General features: G+C 53.4%; 21 protein-coding genes. 3 read left to right on the forward strand and 18 right to left on the reverse strand.

Going from position 1 to position 19,355, the window contains the following annotated elements; translation table 11 throughout:
• Window positions 1-5: 5 nt before the first annotated feature.
• From AC4IE8_RS09245 to AC4IE8_RS09275, 7 genes are all read right to left on the reverse strand, one after another.
• Window positions 6-722: a choice-of-anchor H family protein gene (locus AC4IE8_RS09245; protein WP_068994589.1), complete on the reverse strand. Its 717-nt coding sequence runs from the start codon at window positions 720-722 to the stop codon at window positions 6-8.
• A gap of 45 nt (window positions 723-767) precedes the next feature.
• Window positions 768-1,070: a hypothetical protein gene (locus tag AC4IE8_RS09250; protein ID WP_490790860.1), complete on the reverse strand. Its 303-nt coding sequence runs from the start codon at window positions 1,068-1,070 to the stop codon at window positions 768-770.
• A gap of 154 nt (window positions 1,071-1,224) precedes the next feature.
• Window positions 1,225-1,515, reverse strand: a complete 291-nt coding sequence (locus AC4IE8_RS09255) for a hypothetical protein (RefSeq protein WP_490790861.1) — start codon at window positions 1,513-1,515, stop codon at window positions 1,225-1,227.
• 17 nt (window positions 1,516-1,532) lie between these two features.
• Window positions 1,533-1,787 (reverse strand): hypothetical protein, encoded by a 255-nt coding sequence (locus tag AC4IE8_RS09260; protein ID WP_068994591.1) that lies wholly within the window; start codon window positions 1,785-1,787, stop codon window positions 1,533-1,535.
• An 83-nt stretch (window positions 1,788-1,870) separates the two neighbouring features.
• Window positions 1,871-3,667 (reverse strand): Na/Pi cotransporter family protein, encoded by a 1,797-nt coding sequence (locus AC4IE8_RS09265; RefSeq protein ID WP_490790862.1) that lies wholly within the window; start codon window positions 3,665-3,667, stop codon window positions 1,871-1,873.
• 269 nt (window positions 3,668-3,936) lie between these two features.
• The gene (locus tag AC4IE8_RS09270; protein WP_068994592.1) at window positions 3,937-5,199 is read right to left on the reverse strand and encodes a hemolysin family protein; all 1,263 of its coding nucleotides are present in this window, start codon (window positions 5,197-5,199) and stop codon (window positions 3,937-3,939) included.
• Window positions 5,183-6,682, reverse strand: a complete 1,500-nt coding sequence (locus AC4IE8_RS09275; protein WP_490790863.1) for a hemolysin family protein — start codon at window positions 6,680-6,682, stop codon at window positions 5,183-5,185. Before AC4IE8_RS09275 ends, AC4IE8_RS09270 begins: the two co-directional genes overlap by 17 nt.
• Before the next feature lie 613 nt (window positions 6,683-7,295).
• Here AC4IE8_RS09275 and AC4IE8_RS09280 point away from each other — a divergent pair.
• Entirely contained in the window at window positions 7,296-7,541 is a 246-nt protein-coding gene (locus AC4IE8_RS09280) for a hypothetical protein (RefSeq protein WP_068994594.1), read from the forward strand.
• A 15-nt stretch (window positions 7,542-7,556) separates the two neighbouring features.
• Here AC4IE8_RS09280 and AC4IE8_RS09285 read toward each other — a convergent pair whose 3' ends face one another.
• The 5 genes from AC4IE8_RS09285 to AC4IE8_RS09305 all read right to left on the reverse strand — a co-directional run bounded on the left by AC4IE8_RS09285 (window position 7,557) and on the right by AC4IE8_RS09305 (window position 11,380).
• A complete protein-coding gene (locus AC4IE8_RS09285; protein ID WP_068994595.1) occupies window positions 7,557-8,546 on the reverse strand; it encodes a helix-turn-helix transcriptional regulator in 990 nt (329 codons plus the stop codon).
• Window positions 8,547-8,766: 220 nt separating this feature from the next.
• Complete coding sequence (gene rsfS / locus AC4IE8_RS09290; protein WP_068994596.1) at window positions 8,767-9,126, reverse strand: ribosome silencing factor; 360 nt, start codon at window positions 9,124-9,126, stop codon at window positions 8,767-8,769.
• Window positions 9,127-9,285: 159 nt separating this feature from the next.
• On the reverse strand, window positions 9,286-9,912 hold the full coding sequence (gene nadD, locus AC4IE8_RS09295; protein ID WP_068994597.1) for a nicotinate-nucleotide adenylyltransferase: 627 nt from the start codon (window positions 9,910-9,912) through the stop codon (window positions 9,286-9,288).
• A gap of 7 nt (window positions 9,913-9,919) precedes the next feature.
• Window positions 9,920-10,069: a hypothetical protein gene (locus AC4IE8_RS09300; protein ID WP_490790864.1), complete on the reverse strand. Its 150-nt coding sequence runs from the start codon at window positions 10,067-10,069 to the stop codon at window positions 9,920-9,922.
• A 39-nt stretch (window positions 10,070-10,108) separates the two neighbouring features.
• Window positions 10,109-11,380, reverse strand: coding sequence for a glutamate-5-semialdehyde dehydrogenase (locus AC4IE8_RS09305; protein WP_068994598.1), 1,272 nt, complete (start codon window positions 11,378-11,380; stop codon window positions 10,109-10,111).
• Between the two features lie 318 nt (window positions 11,381-11,698).
• Here AC4IE8_RS09305 and AC4IE8_RS09310 point away from each other — a divergent pair, with 318 nt between their 5' ends.
• The gene (locus AC4IE8_RS09310) at window positions 11,699-12,139 is read left to right on the forward strand and encodes a retroviral-like aspartic protease family protein (RefSeq protein ID WP_490790865.1); all 441 of its coding nucleotides are present in this window, start codon (window positions 11,699-11,701) and stop codon (window positions 12,137-12,139) included.
• 26 nt (window positions 12,140-12,165) lie between these two features.
• Here AC4IE8_RS09310 and AC4IE8_RS09315 read toward each other — a convergent pair whose 3' ends face one another.
• The 6 genes from AC4IE8_RS09315 to AC4IE8_RS09340 form a co-directional block, all read right to left on the reverse strand.
• The gene (locus tag AC4IE8_RS09315) at window positions 12,166-12,420 is read right to left on the reverse strand and encodes an EF-hand domain-containing protein (protein WP_068994600.1); all 255 of its coding nucleotides are present in this window, start codon (window positions 12,418-12,420) and stop codon (window positions 12,166-12,168) included.
• Between the two features lie 263 nt (window positions 12,421-12,683).
• Complete coding sequence (locus AC4IE8_RS09320) at window positions 12,684-12,932, reverse strand: hypothetical protein (RefSeq protein WP_068994601.1); 249 nt, start codon at window positions 12,930-12,932, stop codon at window positions 12,684-12,686.
• 164 nt (window positions 12,933-13,096) lie between these two features.
• Window positions 13,097-14,110: a DNA polymerase III subunit delta gene (holA, locus tag AC4IE8_RS09325; protein ID WP_068994602.1), complete on the reverse strand. Its 1,014-nt coding sequence runs from the start codon at window positions 14,108-14,110 to the stop codon at window positions 13,097-13,099.
• 311 nt (window positions 14,111-14,421) lie between these two features.
• Complete coding sequence (locus AC4IE8_RS09330) at window positions 14,422-14,934, reverse strand: LPS-assembly lipoprotein LptE (RefSeq protein ID WP_490790866.1); 513 nt, start codon at window positions 14,932-14,934, stop codon at window positions 14,422-14,424.
• A complete protein-coding gene (leuS, locus tag AC4IE8_RS09335; RefSeq protein ID WP_490790867.1) occupies window positions 14,924-17,506 on the reverse strand; it encodes a leucine--tRNA ligase in 2,583 nt (860 codons plus the stop codon). Before leuS ends, AC4IE8_RS09330 begins: the two co-directional genes overlap by 11 nt.
• A gap of 193 nt (window positions 17,507-17,699) precedes the next feature.
• Complete coding sequence (locus AC4IE8_RS09340) at window positions 17,700-18,134, reverse strand: globin domain-containing protein (RefSeq protein WP_068994605.1); 435 nt, start codon at window positions 18,132-18,134, stop codon at window positions 17,700-17,702.
• Between the two features lie 234 nt (window positions 18,135-18,368).
• On the opposite strand from AC4IE8_RS09340, the gene AC4IE8_RS09345 reads away from it, so the two are divergent.
• Window positions 18,369-19,325 (forward strand): glycosyltransferase family 2 protein, encoded by a 957-nt coding sequence (locus AC4IE8_RS09345; RefSeq protein WP_068994606.1) that lies wholly within the window; start codon window positions 18,369-18,371, stop codon window positions 19,323-19,325.
• The last annotated feature ends 30 nt before the right edge of the window (window positions 19,326-19,355 follow it).

Below are 19,355 nucleotides of genomic sequence, written 5' to 3' on the forward strand. Positions count from 1 at the left end.
GCCTGTTAACATGAATTCAATAAGAACCTTTTGTTGTGCCGGATCAACCGCACAAGCAGAACAAACAGTATCATGCTCAAGCCCATTGCGCCGCCACCACCGTGATAGTGATCATCCCCATCACGATAACTGTCCTCAAGGGGGAGTGCCCGGAGGTCCCGGTCATCATAAGGTCCGTACTCGACCAAAAAGGCGTCATTGTCAGCATCATACAACTCGATCAGGACATCATAATAACCACTTGGGTAACCATCCAATAGACGGGTGACAACCTCATAATCATCATCGGAATCGTCCCGATCAATCGGGAAGCTCTCGGTGGTGTAGTAGCGATTCCACGGGCCGCCTTCCAAGCTCAGATAGAGCTCCGCATAGACCCAGGCCCGGCCACTGATTACATCCGCATCAAAACTGACACTCAACCGATGGTAGTAGCCATCGTCATCATCGTCACGGCTGATTACGGTCCGTGCATCAAAAATCGAAAAATCCGGATCGTGATAAGCACGCACATTGGAACGATTCAGCTGCTTCTGACCGCTACCGGTGACAACCATCGGTTGCTGGATATCGATCTCCGCCTGATCGAGCTGCGCTTTCCAATCCTGTTTGGCGACCGGACCTTCGACAGACTGGGTCAACCGCTCAACAGACTCATTCGCCTGCAACAAACAAGCTGGCAGCAACAGTGTTAAAGAAATCAATATCTGTGTCATCTTCATGAGAATTCTCCCGCAGGGGACCGAAAGGGATCGAGTAAACTGAGCCTAATGATCCCGGTGACGTCGACGACGGTCATGCTGGTGGCGATCACGGTCACGGTCACGATGGCGATGACCATGCTTATGCCGATCTCGATGACGATAACCATGGCTGTCGCTATGGCGATGGCTGGGATAGTAATCATGTCGATGACCATGGGAATAGTGATGGCCATGGCTGAAATGCAGTCCAAGCAGTACACCACCCAGTAAGCCGTGCGGCAGATCATGAGCCTGAGCGGTCGGTGTCAATGTAATCGAAGTGGCAAGGAGTACGCCGATTGCCAGGGGTTTGAGTCTGTTGTTCATGATGAACCTCCATAGGTATGCCTGACCTAAAGCATATGGAGGTATTGCTGAACGAAAGCTGAATGGGGAGGAAATCTCAGCGAATGGAAATAATGATTACTCCGGCGACCAAATAGTTCACTTTCAGCTGGAGTAACAACCTGCCAGTGTCAGATTAAGCTGACACCTCTTCTGGAACAAGCCCATTGCGACGTAGCACTTTGGCAATCTTTTTGGCTTTTGCCGCCAAGCGGGAGAGATCGGCAAAACCAGGCACAACGCCCTGATCAAGTTTTATCTGCCACTCATCCAGCTCACTCTCCAGATAGATAAGCAGCTTGCCGGAACAGCCTTCACAGGATTCACCACAGCGCTCCTCTTCGCTTAAATCGAAAGGAATCTGTGTACGAATCTGTACAATCAGCTGCCGCATGGCAACTTGTGTATTGGGTTTACGCTCAACCACCAGACAACAGAACTTCCTTATTTACACTTCTTGCTCAATTCATCACGGCGCTTGGTACCTTTTTTTAGCTGCGCCTGGACGATCTTCAGATCGGTCTTCATACGTTTGTACTTTTTCGAGTTTTTCTCTTCATCGAGCTTCTTTTTAAGGCGCTGCTCTTTTTTCTTTAACTGATCCAACAGTTCATCAATTCGATCACACTTGGCTTTGTCAGAAAGCTCCGCTTTTTCCAGACGTTTTTTCAGATTTTCAAGCAGGTCATTAATTTTCATGGATCAAACCTTCTGTAAGTAAAACCAATTCGAACTCGAGCTTTACAAGGGACGCCAGGTTGCTATGCGCAACACATACCGCACTACTCTTCTTCTACCTCATCCGGAGGAATCACCGTCTTTGCCATACGCTTTGCAAAATAGTAGATACGTTTCTGTTTTTCGATGATGTCGACCTCAGTGGTGTAGGCCGCAATCCGATTCGGTTCTTCCGCAACCAGACGGGTCGCCTGATGCTGTGCAGCCGAATCGGCCAGGGAAGTTATCTCATTTTTCATCGCAACTACCGCATGCGCCACATCGGTATTGATCTGGGATACCGACTGTACGGCACCATCCACCGCCCGGATAATGACCCGATGAAAGCCTTCCAGCACCTGCTTGGTCGGCTCACTGATCGAAAAGCCGATACTGATCCGCTCATGGCCAAGTGCGACCAGATTGGTTTCGATGGTATCACCGATGTTCTCCAGATCGCCTACCGCCTCCATCAGACTCAACAGCTCTTCCGTCTGTTTATCGGTCAAGCTCTGTTTACTGATTCTGCCAAGGTAGTCGAGTATCTGCTCATAGAGGATATCCACCTCATCATCGAGTTGCGCCACCGCATTCAGGGATTCATGACTGCCACCGATGATCGCCGGCATGATCTGGTCAAGCATTGCCTGAACCCGCTCACCCATATGCAACACCTCAAGCCGAACCCGGTCCAGCGCCAGGGAGGGAGTACTGAGCAGCTCCTCATCCAGGTACTTTGCACTGACGGCTATACCCTCCTCCTCGATCAGACGATCGGGCAAAAACAACTCCACCAGTCGGGCGATGTAGGCGGTAAACCCGATAAATACCAGGGTGTTGGCGATATTGAAGACGGTATGGGCATTGGCGATCTGCCGTGGTGTCTCGGCACCCAACCGTTCGATACCCGAGAGCTCCGGATGAGATGGTGAGAAGGAGACCACGAAATCCGCCAGATAGGGAATGAACATAATCCACAGCAATACCCCGGAAACGTTGAAGATGACATGCACCATGGCGGCCCGGACCGCCTCTCTCGGTTTGCCGATGGAGGCGAGCATTGCGGTCACACAGGTACCGATATTGGCGCCAAAGGCGAGCGCGATACCGGCAGGCAGGGTAATGAAACCCTGACTCGCCATCACGATCACAATACCGGTGGTGGCCGAGGAGGATTGAATCAAACCGGTAAAGGCGGCCGCCACGAGAATACCGATAACCGGGCTCTCCATGCTGATCATCAGATCCAGAAACGGCTGATAACTCCTCAGAGGTTTCATGGCATCGCTCATCACGCTCATGCCGAAGAACACCAGACCCAGCCCCATAATCATGCCGCCATACTGTTTGATGTGTTCATTTTTGGAGATGAACAGCATGCTGAAGCCGACACCGATCATCAACAGTGCCGCTTTGGTCACCTTAAACGCGACAATCTGGGCAGTGATGGTAGTACCGATATTGGCCCCCATGATGACCCCGATCGATTGGGTGAAGGTCATCAGGCCGGCGGTGATAAAACCGACCACCAAGACGGTGGTTACCGAGGAGGATTGAATCACCGCCGTGACGAAAGCGCCGGTGGCCGCTCCCATGAAACGATTACTGGTGAGCTTGGCAAGAATGTTCTTCATGCGATCACCGGCAACCGCTTTCAGGGCATCCGCCATCTGCTCCATGCCGAACAGAAACAGGGCGAGTCCGCCAAACAGCTTCATGCCCATCACGCCCCATTCGATGCTCTGTTCTGCGGTAGCCCCCAATGCAGGCAGTGTAAAGAGCGCCAGAATGCCGCCAAGACAGAGCAGGATCAGAGGTTTGGTGATAAATTCATTATCTCTGCAGGGGGTCTTAAAAATCATAGTTTTTCTCGTTAAGCAGCGAAACCTGCAACGGCGATCAGTGGCATGTTGGGTCGTTGTATAAATCACTCCTCAGAGTGACTTTAAAAAAGCACTGCCACGCTTGATCCCCTTGCGCACAGGTTGTCATTGTCAGTCTTGTTCATCCGCTGACTTTGATGACATGGTTCTGTGGCATCCCGGCCGTGATAACTATTCTAGTCTGTGTTTCTGCATGGTGCTTTGGGCACCCATCGAGTATAGCAGCACGTCATGCTGAGTCTGTCGGTTTATAGTAAACGCTCAATTCTGACTTTGACAACAGAACGCTCATCCGCTTCGACGACCGTCATCCGATGACCCTGCTCCTCAAAGCTGTCACCTTCAACCGGAATATGGCGAATACGACTGATCATCAAACCGCCGATGGTCAGCGCCTCTTCCACCGGAAACTGTACATGCAGAATATCGTTGATTTCCGAGATCGGTGTGCGGCCACTTACGAGATGGGAGTTCTCACTCTCATGTTCGATATAGATGCGCCGTTTCGGATGATACTCATCGAAGTCGTAACCCACATCAATCTCACCCACCACCTCTTCAAAAACATCCTCCATGGTGAGGATACCCACAGCCGAGCCGAACTCATCCACCACCACCGCCATATGATCCTTACGAGCCTGCAACATCGGCAGTGCCCGATCGATGGTCTGGCGTGGAGAGAGATAGAGCACCGGACTGATGAAATCGGATATCGGACGATTGTCCAGATCCGGCTGCATCAGATCCCAGGTGTCGAGTGTCAGGATACCCTTCACATTGGTGATATTGCCACGATAGACCGGCAGTCTGTTGTAGCCGTGTTTCATCACCAGTCTGACCGCCTCCTTCATGTGGCGTACTTCATTGAAGCCCACCACATCCGGCAGAGGGATCATCGCCTCACCCACGGTGGTATCCGCGAAACGAATGATGCGTCTGATACGTTTCCGGTCGATGGTCTGGGGATCAGATGTGGTATCGGATATATCCAGCAGCACTCTCAACTCTTCGCGGGTGATGAACATGTTCTGCGGCACGCTGCCGCCGCCAACGATACGGGTTACCAGACGGGCAACACGACTGAATATGAAGATCACCGGATAGAAGACATAGGAGAAGAAACGCAGCACATAGATCAGCCGGCCAACCAGATTGTCCGCCTCCTGCTGAAACACACTCTTCGGTACCACCTCACCGAAGATCAGCAGAATCGGGGTTAGAATGATCACCGAGATCAAGTCGCCTGCCGCACCAAAGTGTTCAATGCAGACCAGCGCACCCAGGGTGGAGATGATCACGGTGGCCAGATTGGTTCCCATCAGGGTGGTACCCAGGATCACATCGGGGGTTTTGAACAGCTTCAGCACCAACGCCGCACCCCGATTGCCAAGCTTGGCCAGATGCCTCAACTTCAACTTGTCGGAGTTGACCATGGCGATCTCGGAGCCGGAGAAGAAACCTTTCAGCAACAGGAAGACGACAATGATGAGTAACTCAACGCTCCAGCTCATCTGGCACCTCCTTCGCTAAAGGTTTGTTTTCATTATCAGCAGTTTCTGCATCCTGCTCCGTGTTGTCACCATCCGGCTCCAGTTCAGCGGCGTCATCCTGCCTGTTGAGCGATTCCTCATCTGTCTCGGAGCCATCAGGCTGATCGTCATCAGACTCCTTTGGCGTCTCCTCATCGGCGACGATTTTGCGCACTTGAATCTTGCTGATTCTTAAACCGGTCACTTCCCGCGCAATGAATTCATAACCCTCATAGCGGACCTTATCGCCCTCTTTCGGCAGGCGGTCAAACAGACGGAATGCAACCCCGGCTATGGTGCTCATGACCGGATCTTCGATATCGAAATTGGTCAGGTTGTAGAAGTCGCTCAGCCGCATGTCGCCCGGTACGACATAACTGTTTTCATCCTCTTCCTGATAATATTCAAGCCCCACCATCTTGCCGCTGATCTCACCGAAGATGAAGGTCAGTACATCCTTCATGGTGACAATACCCAGCACCTCGCCATACTCACCAAGCACGATCGCCACCCGGGTATTGTGTGCCTGGAAATAGTCGAACATCTCATCGACTTTCTTGGTCGGCGGTACAAAGTGGGCGGGTTTGATGATCATCTCCAGGGTTACCTGCTCCAGGTCCCCACCCCCTTGAATCAGACGCAGAATATCCTCGGAATGGATAAAACCGATGACATTGTCCCAATGCCCCTGGTAGACGGGAATTCTGGGGTGCTGGTACTCTCTGAATCTGTCGATCAGCTCGGTCACCGGCAGAGCCGCATCGAGAAAAAGAATCCGCGGTCCAGGCGTCATGATGCGGGAGATGTCCGTCTCAGAGGCTTCGATGACGTTATCGATCAACACCCGTTCAGTGGCTTCGATGACGCCGCTCTCCTCGCTCTCTTCCAGCAGGGTTCGCAGCTCATCCGCATGCAGGATGTTCTCCCGACTGATCGCCTCACCCACCACCAGCGTGGTAATCCGGTCGGAGATCTGCCGTACCACTTCCCTGAGCGGGGTAATCAAAACAATCCAGCGCGGCAGGATCCGGGCCGTCAGCCGGGTGGCAAATTTGACCGGAAAACTGACCGCAATGGTCTTCGGGGTAACCTCACCAATCAGCAACAGCAAGGGCACCATGATCAGAATATTGAACCAGCCGACGTCCTGCTCGCCAAACAACAGCAGCAGGATCGCCGCCATATTTGCTGCGGAGGCGATGTTGACCAACTCATTGCCGCAGAGAATCGAGATGATCAAACGCCTCGGCTCATCGAGCATGGCGTGGATATTCTCCGAATGCTTGTCGCGGCTGTGTCTAAGCTTTTGCAGATCGATACGGCTGAGCGAAAAGAGTGCTGTTTCCGACCCGGAGAAGACAGCCGAGAACCCGAGCAGCAACACCTGCAGGCTGCCCCGCAGGATTAGCTCCCAGTTCACGTCCCCCATGCCAAGGGAGTCGTATAGTGTTCTCAACTCTTCCATCAACTAGACCCAATTCTCTAACTTGTAAACTGACAGCAGTACAGATCAGACCACAACGTCTACCATCAAATGGTTGTGGACTGTGTCACGCACAACCTGCAGCAGCTCAATTCAATATTGGAGCAGCGCGTCAAAACCTGTTTGACGATCTGTTTGTATCGTCTTTAAGTCACGAGATGATCGATAACTCAATCAACCTGCAACCGGACTTTAACCTTCAAATGTCGATGGCAAGCAGAAAAAACAGGCCGAAACGGACCAGTGCCATCAAGCATCCTAATAGCGAAAACTCCTTTGAGAACAAACAGATTTAAGACGTAACGGCAGGAATTGTCGATCTGAACCCGGTCCTGTGCGGCCTGGCCATCAGTCACAACAAGCCTTGCGAAATTCCACCACCCATCAAACGCCAGCCGGTTGGCGCCAATCCAATGAATCTGCCTTCAAGAGGATACTGCCAAACCCTAATTATTACATATAAGATAAGATCTTATAACTTAGGCTATAAATTTAATAACTAAAGAATAAAACTCGCGCCACTCAACCGGGTCTGCCTGAGTCAATGTAGTCCGGTAGTGACCGGCTCAACCACGCCAGCTATGAGGTGGATGACATGCCTCCTGAGAAATTGATCGAAAAACTGTTTCGTCTACTTGATCCCAGTCGTAAAAAGCTGAAAAGTGAACGTATCAGAGACCTGCTGAAGAAGATGAAAAAGCAGGAACGGGCGGCCAAATCCAAATTAAAGAAGACCAAGGACAAAAGCAAACACAAACGGCTAGCCACCAAAATCAAGATACTGCACACACAGAGAAAAAAGGCCGTCAAACGCTATCGACAGCTTACAAACAAGTGCTGACTGATCAGTGCCGGGTTAAGCATCCGATTCAGTCTGGTCCGCGTCATACTGCGCCACGGCCTGACGTAATCGGTCTGCAATCTCAGCTCTCAATTCAGGGGGAGAGACCACCTCCACTTCGGCGCCATAGCGCATCAGATCCATGATCAGCTCTGCTGTATGGGCATACGGCAGCACAAGCTCATAACGGCCATCCTCCAGCCAGCGACTCTGCTGCTGAGGGTGCCAGCTCTCTTTGGCGACCCACCTGGCTCGATGCCTGGTGAATCGCAGTACCGCCTGATGACTCGCTGAACCGGAGAATATGCCGTAGGCCTCTGAGAAGTGGGCATCGAGCTGCTCACTCTGCAACTCGACCGCCGCTTGATCGCTCTCACGAACCTCTGAAATCGCATCCAGGGCAAAGGTCCGCAATCCCTCACGCAGATGGCACCAGGCATCCAGATACCAGTTGTCCCGATAGAGGGTCAGGCGTTGTGGAGAGACCTCACGTTCAGTCACTTTATCGCTACCGCGATTGTAGTACTTCAGGCTGACCCGGTGTCTGGCGGCCAAGGCAGAGGCAAGCTGTGTCAGATAGGGACCGGCGGGACGGGCTGCTGCCCTTAACAGCCGAATATGGCGTGAAATCGGTTCAACCTGGCCTGGTTGACGACTCAACAACTGATCGATTTTACGTCTCAGAGGCTGCAGATGGCTCTCCAGCAGGCCGGGTTGAATCTCAGCCAGCAGCTGTTGGACTGTCAGTAAAGCCTGCAGCTCGGAAGCGTTGAACCAGAGCCCGGGAAGCTGATACATCTCCCCTTCTGCGGCGTCATAGTGGTAGCCGTTACGTTTGCGATCATAGACAACCGGAGCATTCAGATAGAGCCTCATCTCTTCGATCAGGCGTTTTACCGTTGCCCTGGAGCACTCCAGCTCCTCTTCCAGACGCTGACGGGAGACCGGATAACGGGCTGACTGAAATATTCGATTGAGCTCAAAGATCCGATCGAACCGATCCATCAATTAGATCCTAGGGCCTGTTAACACGAATCCAATACGTCCTGCTGGGCGCAAAAACAGGCCCAGCCCCCTCTCTCAAATTAATCTGTGGGGTTGCGCCTGAAAAAGCGCCACGAACCGTTGCTCGTCGCTCATTTGGAACAACCAAACTACGCTCCTCGCGCCTTGCTTGGCGCTTTTTCAGGCACAACAGGACAACTTGGAGTCGTATTAACAGGCCCTATTTGGATTCCCGGGTCTGGCCGCTGTTGTTCACTTCATCCACAGACCAGAGCCGCTCCAGATGATAGAAATCCCTGACCTTCGGCAGCATCACATGCACCACCACACCATTCAGGTCGACCAGCGCCCACTCACCATCTTCGACGCCCTCGGTTCCCAATGGCATCTCACCGGCTTGCTTGGCTTTGAATTCGACACTTTGTGCAATCGACTTGACATGACGATCCGAGGTGCCGCTGGCGACGATCATGATATCCGTGATACTGGTCTTGCCACGTACGTCCAGTACCACCACATCCTTCGCTTTCATGTCGTCGAGGATCTCCAGGACGATATCTCTAAGTGCTTCTATCTGCATTGAGTCTCATTTTGTTTGCTGTAACAGGCTGCGTCCATTTTATCGGGTCTTGCCAACAAGCATAACCCATCATTAGAAATTATTTGTTGAATCACCATTTTTCGGGTTAAGAACAGAGCCAATCACAAGCATGATCTCTCACCGATATCGGGTAAGAATTCAATCCCGATAGAGCCCTTCAGCGTGAATAATCTGCAAAACAGCCTCTGGCAGCAGATATCTTGGGCTTTCATCCTGTTTGATCAGATTTCGGATCAGACTGGCTGAGATATCGAGCTGGGTAACAGTCTGGACTCGAATTCCCCCAGCCTTTATCAGGTTGAATTGACGCTCGGGCTGACTCTCATGCCTCTGCAGAAGCCCCCTTGCGGCCTCTGAGAGTTGTGACTCGCCTGGGCGTCTCATGACAACCAGATGGGCAAGCTGCAGTATTTCATCCGGTTTGTGCCAGTCGGGGAAACCACTGAATGCATCCATACCCATCAGCAACAGCAGGGGCTGGTCGGGAAAATCGTGATGTAAATCGCGCAGCGTATCCACTGTGTAGGAGTCACCGGCACGCCTCAACTCCCGATCATCGGCGACAAAGCCGGGCTGTTCCGTAATGGCCGCCTCAACCATCCGCAGGCGCAGCTCGGTGGAGGCCTGGGGCTGATCCCGATGAACCGGACCATGCAGAGGAATGAACCTTACTTGTTTGAGGCCGACCGCCTGCATGACATCCAGTGCGGTGCGTAAATGGCCATTGTGTATCGGGTCAAAGGTGCCCCCCAGGATACCGATCATTCTGGACCTAACGGGAGGGGCGCTTGGCTGCCCAGAGCTGCACCGCATCCATCGTGATGAGATTATCCGTGAATAAACGCCAATCACCGCGAGTGGATGCAAAATCAAGCGCTAGCAAAAAAGTGCTTTGCGGCATATTGCGGTGATTGGCGTTCATTGGCGGTTTCAATCTCCTAAGACCAAAGATCATTCGGGACTAGCTGCGAATATGTCCGTCACCCAGCACGATATACTTCACCGAGGTCAGCCCCTCCAGGCCGACCGGTCCACGGGCATGAAACTTGTCTGTAGAGATACCGATTTCCGCACCCAGACCATACTCAAAGCCATCGGCGAAGCGGGTCGAGGCATTCACCATGACCGAACTGGAGTCCACTTCGGTGAGAAAACGTCTGGCGCGGGTGTAGTTCTCGGTAATAATCGCATCGGTATGCTGAGAACTGTGGGTATTGATATGATCAATCGCCTCAGCCAGCCCAGGCACGACCCGGATCGACAGGATGGGCGCCAGATATTCAGTGTCCCAATCCTCATCCGTTGCACTGGTGCAATCCTCAATCAGCTCGCAGCTGCGGGCGCAGCCACGCAGCTCAACCCCTTTCTCATCCAGCGCCGGAGCCAAACGGGCGAGGGCTTGCGCGGCAACATCCTCCGCAACCAGCAGAGTCTCCATAGTATTGCAGGTGCCATAACGTTGGGTTTTGGCATTCATCGCCACGGCATAAGCTTTTTCCAGGTCAGCCTGATCGTCGATATAGACATGGCAGATGCCATCCAGATGCTTGATCACCGGCACCCGGGCATCCTGACTGATCCGCTCGATCAATCCCTTGCCTCCCCGGGGTATGATCACATCCACATAGTCCGGCATGGTGATCATGGCGCCCACCGCCTGGCGATCTGTGGTGGCAACGACCTGAACAACCGCCTCCGGCAGACCCGCCTTGTTCAAACCGGCAGCGATACACTGGGCGATCGCCTGATTGGAATAGTAGGCCTCCGAGCCGCCTCTCAACACCGCTGCATTGCCCGATTTTAGGCAGAGCGCCGCCGCATCGGCGGTGACATTGGGACGCGATTCATAGATGATCCCCACCACGCCCAGCGGGACTCTCATACGTCCGACCTGGATGCCACTGGGCAGATATTTCATATCAAAAATCTCGCCTACCGGGTCGGCCAGGGCCGCAATCTGGCGCACCCCTTCGATCATGCTGTCGATGCGTGCCGGGGTCAGTTCCAGACGATCGAGCAGAGCGCTGTCCAGGCCTTTCTCCCGACCCTTCTCCAGATCCAGACTGTTTTCACTCATCAGCCGCTCTCTGGCCTCGTCCAGCGCCTCGGCAATCGCTTCGAGTGCCTGGTTTTTCTGGGCTGTCGGTACACCGGCCAGTGTCCGCGAGGCCTGGCGGGCCTGCTGACCCAGCTCTTGCATGTATCCGGCGATATCGGAGATCTTGTCTAACATTGTTTAAATGGTGCTCATCTGAAAATATTACGATTGTTTAACTTTACCAAACCCGAGCTGAAATGGCCCGGATTCCTGGCAGTTTGACCTGACATCTGCATCCAATCCCTGTTTTGACCGTAACTATTTTAAGGGTTTTATTTCATCGGCTTCAAAGTAAAAGGTTTAAAGTTAAACCCAACTCTACCGATCTAATAGGCAGGAACTCACCGAACAGATAACGGTCCAGAAATAATGAACAGACTCTTTTTAAGTTTAATCTTATTGATGGTTGCGAGCGGCCAGCTCTGGGCAGAGCCATCGCTGTTTGGCGTTCCGATGCATTCCAAGGGCGCCAACACCTTCTACATCTCCGGCAAGATCGGCAACATGGCGCCAACTGAATTCATGGTCGACACCGGCTCAAGCTATATGACCATCAATGAGAACACACTGGCCGAACTGCAGGCAGTAGGCAACCCACGTTACCTGAGAGATCTGAAAGGGGTGCTTGCCAATGGCGCGGAAATGTTGGTACCAGTCTATACCATCACCGATGTACTGATTGGCGAGAAGTGTCTTCTGGAAGAGGTTGAGGTGGCCGTTTTTCCCGGCAAAACCAGACAGATTCTTGGTCTGAGCGCACTCTTGAAAACAGCGCCCTTCACTTTCTCCGCCGAACCTCCACAACTGCAGTTGAGTAACTGCAATTTACTGGAGATGGCTACCGACAGCCAACAACAGACACAGCTGGCCGCCGGTATATCATCCCCTAACTAGGGATACCATCTAAAAGCGGAGCCGGCTTATTTGGTCTCTGCAGGCATCGCTTTTGCTTCGAATGCACTGAATTCAGCTGCATCAACACTGCCGTCCTGATTGGCATCAGCAGCTTCCCAGCCTTTATAGAGTGCTTCATTAGCGGTGGCTTCTTCTGAAGAGATGCTGCCATCAGCATTGGTGTCCAATGCAGTGAATGCATCCTCACCGGCAACTGCAGCCGTAACAAATCCAGCTGTAACCAGTGCCAAAGCGGCCAGTTTAATGGTTTTCGTATACATTATGTTCTCCTTAACGAATTTTATGGTTATGCCCAGAGATCCCTATCTACAGCATCGATCGTCTGGTGCCCCCTATAAGACACCCCAGACAGAAGAAATGCGGTGATAGGAATCACAGTTCCACTAATTAAATTCCTTTTAGAAAATCAGGAAGTTGCTAATGGATCGGCAACTAATAACGCTATCAAGTCCCTGTGATTTACCAGCGACCAGACCATTCTGGCCACCGGTTTTCTACCCAAAACTCATTCAGAGTTGTTCAATTATTTAGCCGCTGGTGCAGCCTCAAAAGCACTGAATTCAGCCGCGTCAACCTGGCCGTCAGCATTCGCGTCAACCTTGGCCCAATCCTTGTAAAGCGCTTCATCAGCAGTGGATTCTTCAGCTGAGATGTAGCCATCAGCATTCACATCCAGCTTGGTGAAGGCACCTTCGTCCGCCGCATTGGCCACTGCAAAAAAACCGGCTGCTGCCAAAGCTACTACACCTTTTTTAATCATCATGGTTTTCATCATCTTTCTCCTTTCAATGATTTGTTTTAAATGCAAAGCCCTCTGACTGAGGTCTCTGTAGGCGATAAGACAACGATGAGGAAAAAAATTGGGTGACAGAAGTCACAAATAAAAAGGAATAGCTTTCCCAGGCACTTAGTTACTAATTCAGGTTGTGCTCCCGATCACAGGCAGGTCATTCCGGAAACCCCTTGTGCAACATTTTTCAAGGCCAGCCAGGGGTCTTCCGAATTCAGACCCTTGATCATACGATCAACATCTGAACACTGTATTAGTAATTTTCTCCAAGCGTTGGCCGAACCCCTGGAGAGCGCTTTACTTACCACAGGCTTACGTTTATCCCAAACCCGGTAGGCGGCCATCACCTGGTTGCTGTTACGCCCCTGTTCCAGCTCATTGGCCATTTCCGCCAGCGTGCGAATCTCACGACTCAGGGCCCACAAAACCACGGGCGCCGCTACACCCTCCGCCTTCAATGAAGACAACATTCTCAAACCCTTGGCTGTCTGCCCATTCATCAGGGTATCGAGCAGGCTGAACACATCGAAACGGGCACTGTCCGCAACAGCTTGCATCAACTGATCCTGTGTCACTACCCCTTCCCCCTGCAGCAGTAACAGCTTCTCGATCTCCTGGTTGGCGGCCAGCAGATTGCCTTCCACCCGATCCATCAGCATCTGTACAACCCCGGCTTCCGGGATCAATCCGGCCTGTCGCAGCCGTTGCTCGATCCACGGCATCAGCCGGTTGCCCTCCACCGGCCAGACCTGTATGACCACACCCAGCTGATCGACCGCCTGCAGCCACTTGCTCTTCATCTGCGACTTTTCCAACTTCGGCAGGGTTATCAGCAACAACGTATCTTCGGCTGGACGTTGACAGTATTCGATCAGCGCCTTGCCCCCCTCATTGCCGAGCTTGGCGCTGTTCAAGCGCAGCTCAAGCAGTCGCCTGTCACCAAACAGGGAGAGACTCTCCGCCGCCTGATTGAGAGCGGACCAGTCGAAGCCACCAACCGGATCCAACACCTCTCTTTCACTGAATCCCTGCTGTCGTGCAGCCTGGCGTATCTGGTCAGCCGCCTCCATCATCTGCAGCGGCTCATCACCGCTGAGCAGGTAGAGTGGCGCCAGATCACGTTTCAATTGGGCGCTGAGTTGGTCGTTACGGAGTCTCATGAGGTTTAGTCAGAGGGCCTGTTATCACCAATCCAACACGCTCTGCTGGGTCGGTTTTTCTGCCCAGTAAGGCAGAGTGGGCGTGGTGTAGTTGATCTACATGAGCGATTGATAACGCCGCTGGGCGCTAAAACAGTCCCAGCCCCCTGTTTAAGATACCCATACTGGGGACTTGCGCCTGAAAAAGCACAACTCGGCGTTGCTCTTCGATCATTTGGAACAACCAAACCTCTCTCCTCGCGCCTTGATTGGCGCTTTTCAGGCGCAACTGGGTGTGTTGGATTCGTGTTAACAGGCCCTAGCTGTGCGATCTATCTCAATCCGGCTTCCATTCTGCGAATGATCTGTGCCGCAAGATCGCGTCGCATATCATCCATCATCAGGGCGGTTTCATTCCTTTGACCCAGCTCGTCACTGCCGCTGAAGCTGAGTTGCCTGACCAATTCCAACGGCTCTTCATGGGGCTCCATCCCACTCCGGGCGGTGAGCCGGACCCTGGCCCGCAGACGCAACTCATTATCCAGCGCCTTGCCATTGGCATCCACAGAAAGTACCCGGCTGGAGAACTTCTCTTCCAACACCTGAAAGACATATTTCGCCGACTCCCGATCGGGGGAGAGGATCACCCCACCGCCAAGCAGTTCTCTCTGCAGTACGCCGGCAACTGTGTCGATTTGGTCACCTGCGACGATGTAGAGTCCATTCAGCGCGGCCGAGGGCTGTGCATAGCCTTTCAGATGAAAGCCACAGCCAGAGAGTAAAAGCAGTAGGCTCCCGGCCAGCCAGGGAGCCAGCAAGCGCCAACGCTGGAGACTACTTGGCAACGACATTGACCAGTTTGTTCGGCACTACGATGACTTTCCTCACCGTCGCCTCACCGACGAAGCGCTGCACATTGTCATTCGCCAGGGCAATCGCCTCGACGGCGGCTCTATCCGCATCCGCCGGCACCTGGATGTTGGCACGCACCTTCCCGTTGACCTGCACCACATAGGGCAGACTCTCCTGTACCAGTGCCGCCTCATCCGGTTGCGGCCAGTCACTGGCCAGGATCTCCTCACCGAAGCCTAGTTCCCGCCAGAGGTGATGGGAAACATGGGGTGCGATCGGCGCCAACAGTCTCAACACCAGGGAGAGCCCCTCTTTCAAAATCGCCAGATCCTGGTCTGAGCCGCCGAGCTTATAGAGGATATTGGTCATCCCCATACTCGCGGAGACCACATTGTTGAAGCGTTGCCTCTGGTAGTCGTAGAGCGCCTTTTTCAACAGTTCATGCAGCTCCCGTCGTGCCGCTTTCTGCGCCTCATCAAAGTCAGTCACCTCAGCGAGGGGCTGGCTGAGCTGCTGCTGATACCCGTCAACCAGCGCCCACAGGCGTTTGATGAAACGGTAAGCTCCTTCCACGCCATCGTCACTCCACTCCAGAGACTGATCGGGGGGAGAGGTGAACATGGTATAGAGCCTGACGGTATCGGCGCCATAACGGTCGATCAGTGTCTGCGGATCGACCCCGTTGTTCTTCGATTTCGACATCTTCTCGATGCCGCCGATCTGAACCGCACTGTTATCCGCTTTGAGGAGTGCCGACAACGGCCGTCCCTTGTCGTCACTGCTGACGTCCACCTCAGTCGGGTTGTACCAGTGTTTGCTGCCATCCTCCGCCTCACGGTAGTAGGTGTCGGCCACCACCATACCCTGGGTGAGCAGACGGGTGAACGGTTCATTGCTGCTGACCAGCCCCGCATCCCGCAACAGCTTGTGGTAGAAACGGGCATACAGCAGATGCAGCACGGCATGCTCGATACCGCCCACATACTGGTCCACCGGCAACCAATAGTCGGCCCGCTGATCCAGCATGCTGTCCGCCCCTGGGCAGGCATAACGGGCGTAGTACCAACTCGACTCCATGAAGGTGTCGAAGGTATCGGTCTCGCGTTGCGCCGCACCGCCGCACTCGGGACAGGTCACATCTGAAAACTGCGGGTTGTTTTTGATCGGGTTGATGGTATTTTCGTCGTAGACAATCTCTTCGGGCAGACGTACCGGCAGATCGTCCAGGGGTACCGGCACGATGCCACAGTGGTCACAATGGACCATTGGGATCGGTGTACCCCAATAGCGTTGCCGTGAGACGCCCCAGTCCCTGAGCCGGTAGTTCTTGGTCTTACCTCCCTTATTCCGCTCCTGCAGCCACTCGGCGATGGCTTCGAAGGCTTCTGCAGAGGTTTGCCCGGTAAACGGCCCGGAATCGACCAGCACACCCTTTTCAATATAAGCCTCGGCCTGAATATCCAGCGCCGATCCATCCTCCGGCTGAATCACCTGTTTGATGGGGATACCATATTTTTTTGCGAAGGCGTGGTCCCGCTCATCGTGACCTGGCACCGCCATTACCGCGCCTGTGCCATAGGTCATCAGGACAAAATTCGCCGCATAGACCGGCACCGGATCACCACTGACGGGATGAATTGCGTCGATGCCGAGCGGCATGCCCCGCTTCTCGATCGTCTCCAGTTCCGCCTCGGAGGTGCCACCCTGACGGCACTCCTCGATGAAGCCTGCCAATTCAGGATTGTCTGCCGAGGCCTCCAGGGCCAACGGATGTTCCGCCGCAACCGCCACATAGGTCACCCCCATCAGGGTATCCGGGCGGGTTGTATAGATGGTCAGTCCCTGCTCAGCCCCTTTGATGGCGAAATCCATCTGCACACCATAAGAGCGGCCGATCCAGTTGCGCTGCATGGTGCGCACCTGCTCCGGCCAGGCCTCCAGCCCGTCGATCTCATCCAGCAGCTCGTCGGCATAATCGGTAATCTTGATGAACCACTGGGGGATCTCACGCCGCTCCACCAGCGCCCCGGAGCGCCAGCCCCGACCATCGATCACCTGCTCATTGGCCAGCACGGTCTGGTCCACCGGGTCCCAGTTGACCTGGGCATTCTTGCGATAGACCAGGCCCTTCTTGTAGAGCTCGGTGAACAGCCACTGCTCCCACTTATAGTAGTCGGGTTGACAGGTAGCCAGCTCCCGCTGCCAGTCGTAACCGAAACCAAGGCGTTTCAGCTGGGACTTCATGTAGTCGATATTCTGGTAGGTCCAGGCCGCTGGCGCGACCCGGTTCTTCAACGCCGCATTCTCTGCCGGCAGGCCAAACGCATCCCAACCCATGGGTTGCAGGACATTCTTACCCAGCATCCGCTGATATCGGGCAATCACGTCACCGATCGTATAGTTGCGCACATGCCCCATATGGAGCTTGCCGCTGGGATAGGGAAACATGGAGAGGCAATAGAATTTCTCCTTCTGTGGATCCTCCGTGACTTCAAAGATCTTTGCGCTTTCCCAGTATGACTGGACCTCAGCCTCAAGTTGGGCTGGATCGTATTGATTCTGCATATTCAGGCCTGAAATTGTGATTATCTCGGATAATCGCGGAAGGATACCGCAGCAGGCTGCCGACAGAAAGGTTCTCGACTGAAACTCTTCGCCCGGCGGCGAAATAGTTCGCTTTCAACCGCAGCAGCGCGGCATCGATACACCGCTGTGGCACTCAGACCGCGAGTTCACAGCATGAAGTCTTTTGAGGGGATTATTGGGAAGCGGCCATACCGACCATGGAGCTTTCCGGGTACATGAGGCTGAGGACCATCTCGATTGCCTCCTCCCAGGCCATTTTCACCTCAGCGTCATACTCGTCATCAAAACGCTCGATGGTGCTCAACAGGGCATCCCTCCACATCTCAAAGTGACGCTGATCCACTTTCAGACGGGTGTGGATACGACCCAGCATCTCTAAATAGAGCACCACACCCGGTTTGCCCATCAGAGCATCCTCAATCATCTGCAGAGTCTCTTTCAATTTACCCTTCAGCTGATCCATGTCCCGGGCATGAAAAATCGTGGCGATCTCATCCGATTGAGCGATGAAATGGTCATAGAAGGTATCGTAGAAGCCCTGTTTCAGACTGATCCGACGAAGACTCTGTTGAAAGCGCTTTAAGTTGGTTCTAGTGATCGTAGACATAATATTGGCCAATTGCTCGCCCAACTTAACGGCAGACCCGCAGAAAACTTTCAGAACCAGTTAACACTATTCAAACGGTATTCATAAAATTCTCGGCACGCAGATTCCTCAGCTGATTCATGCATATGGTCCAACAAGTGGTACTATTAGCCGGTCTGGCCCAAGCCTGCAACGCAACCGCATGTCTAGGCAGGCCTAGGGAGAGCGGAATAAAAACCACCAAGAGCTTAGGTAATGAAGCTGATAATACAGATCCCGTGCTATAACGAAGAACAAACCCTGGCCCTGGCGTTGGCGGAACTCCCCAGAGAGGTAGCTGGATTCGATCAGGTCGAATGGCTGATCATCGATGACGGCAGCACCGACAACACCCGCCAGATTGCACTGGATAACGGTGTCGACCATGTGGTCGGATATACCAAAAACCAAGGCCTGGCGAGAGGTTTCATGCTGGGGCTCGATGCCTGCGTCAAACAGGGTGCGGATGTTATCGTCAATACCGATGCAGATAACCAGTACAACGCCGGCTACATACCTGACCTGACCAAACCCATAGTCGAAGGTAAAGCCGACATGGTGATCGGCGCCCGACCGATCCAGATGATTGAACACTTCTCACTGACCAAGAAGATGCTGCAACATCTGGGCAGCAGCGTGGTGCGTAAAGTCAGCCATACCAACATCCCCGATGCGCCGAGCGGATTCCGTGCTTTCAGCCGGGAAGCGGCGATGAAGCTGAATGTGTTCAACGAATACACCTATACCCTGGAGACCATCATCCAGGCAGGCATGAAACAGATGGCGGTCACCTCGGTGCCGGTGGAGGTCAATGAGGACCTCAGGCCATCCAAGCTGGTGAAGAGCATCAGCAGCTATATCAAGAAGTCGATCATCACCATTCTGCGGATCTTCGTGGTCTACAAACCGTTTCGCTTCTTTCTGGCGATCGGTCTGGCCCTGTTCAGTCTGGGTATGATATTGGGTTTACGCTTTCTCTACTACTATCTGACCGGGGACGGGCAGGGCCATGTGCAGTCGGTGGTACTCGCCGGTGTGATGATGGGTATCGGCTTCCAGACCTTCCTGGTGGCCTTCATCGCCGATCTGTTGAGCGTCAACAGAAAACTGCTGGAAGAGGTGCAATACCGCTTACGAAAGCTGGAATCGGAGCCACGGCCGAAAAACGAGTGATGGCCCGGATTTGTTTGGGCGATCGGTCCG

The organism is Candidatus Thiodiazotropha sp. AKAK2 (assembly GCF_058244685.1).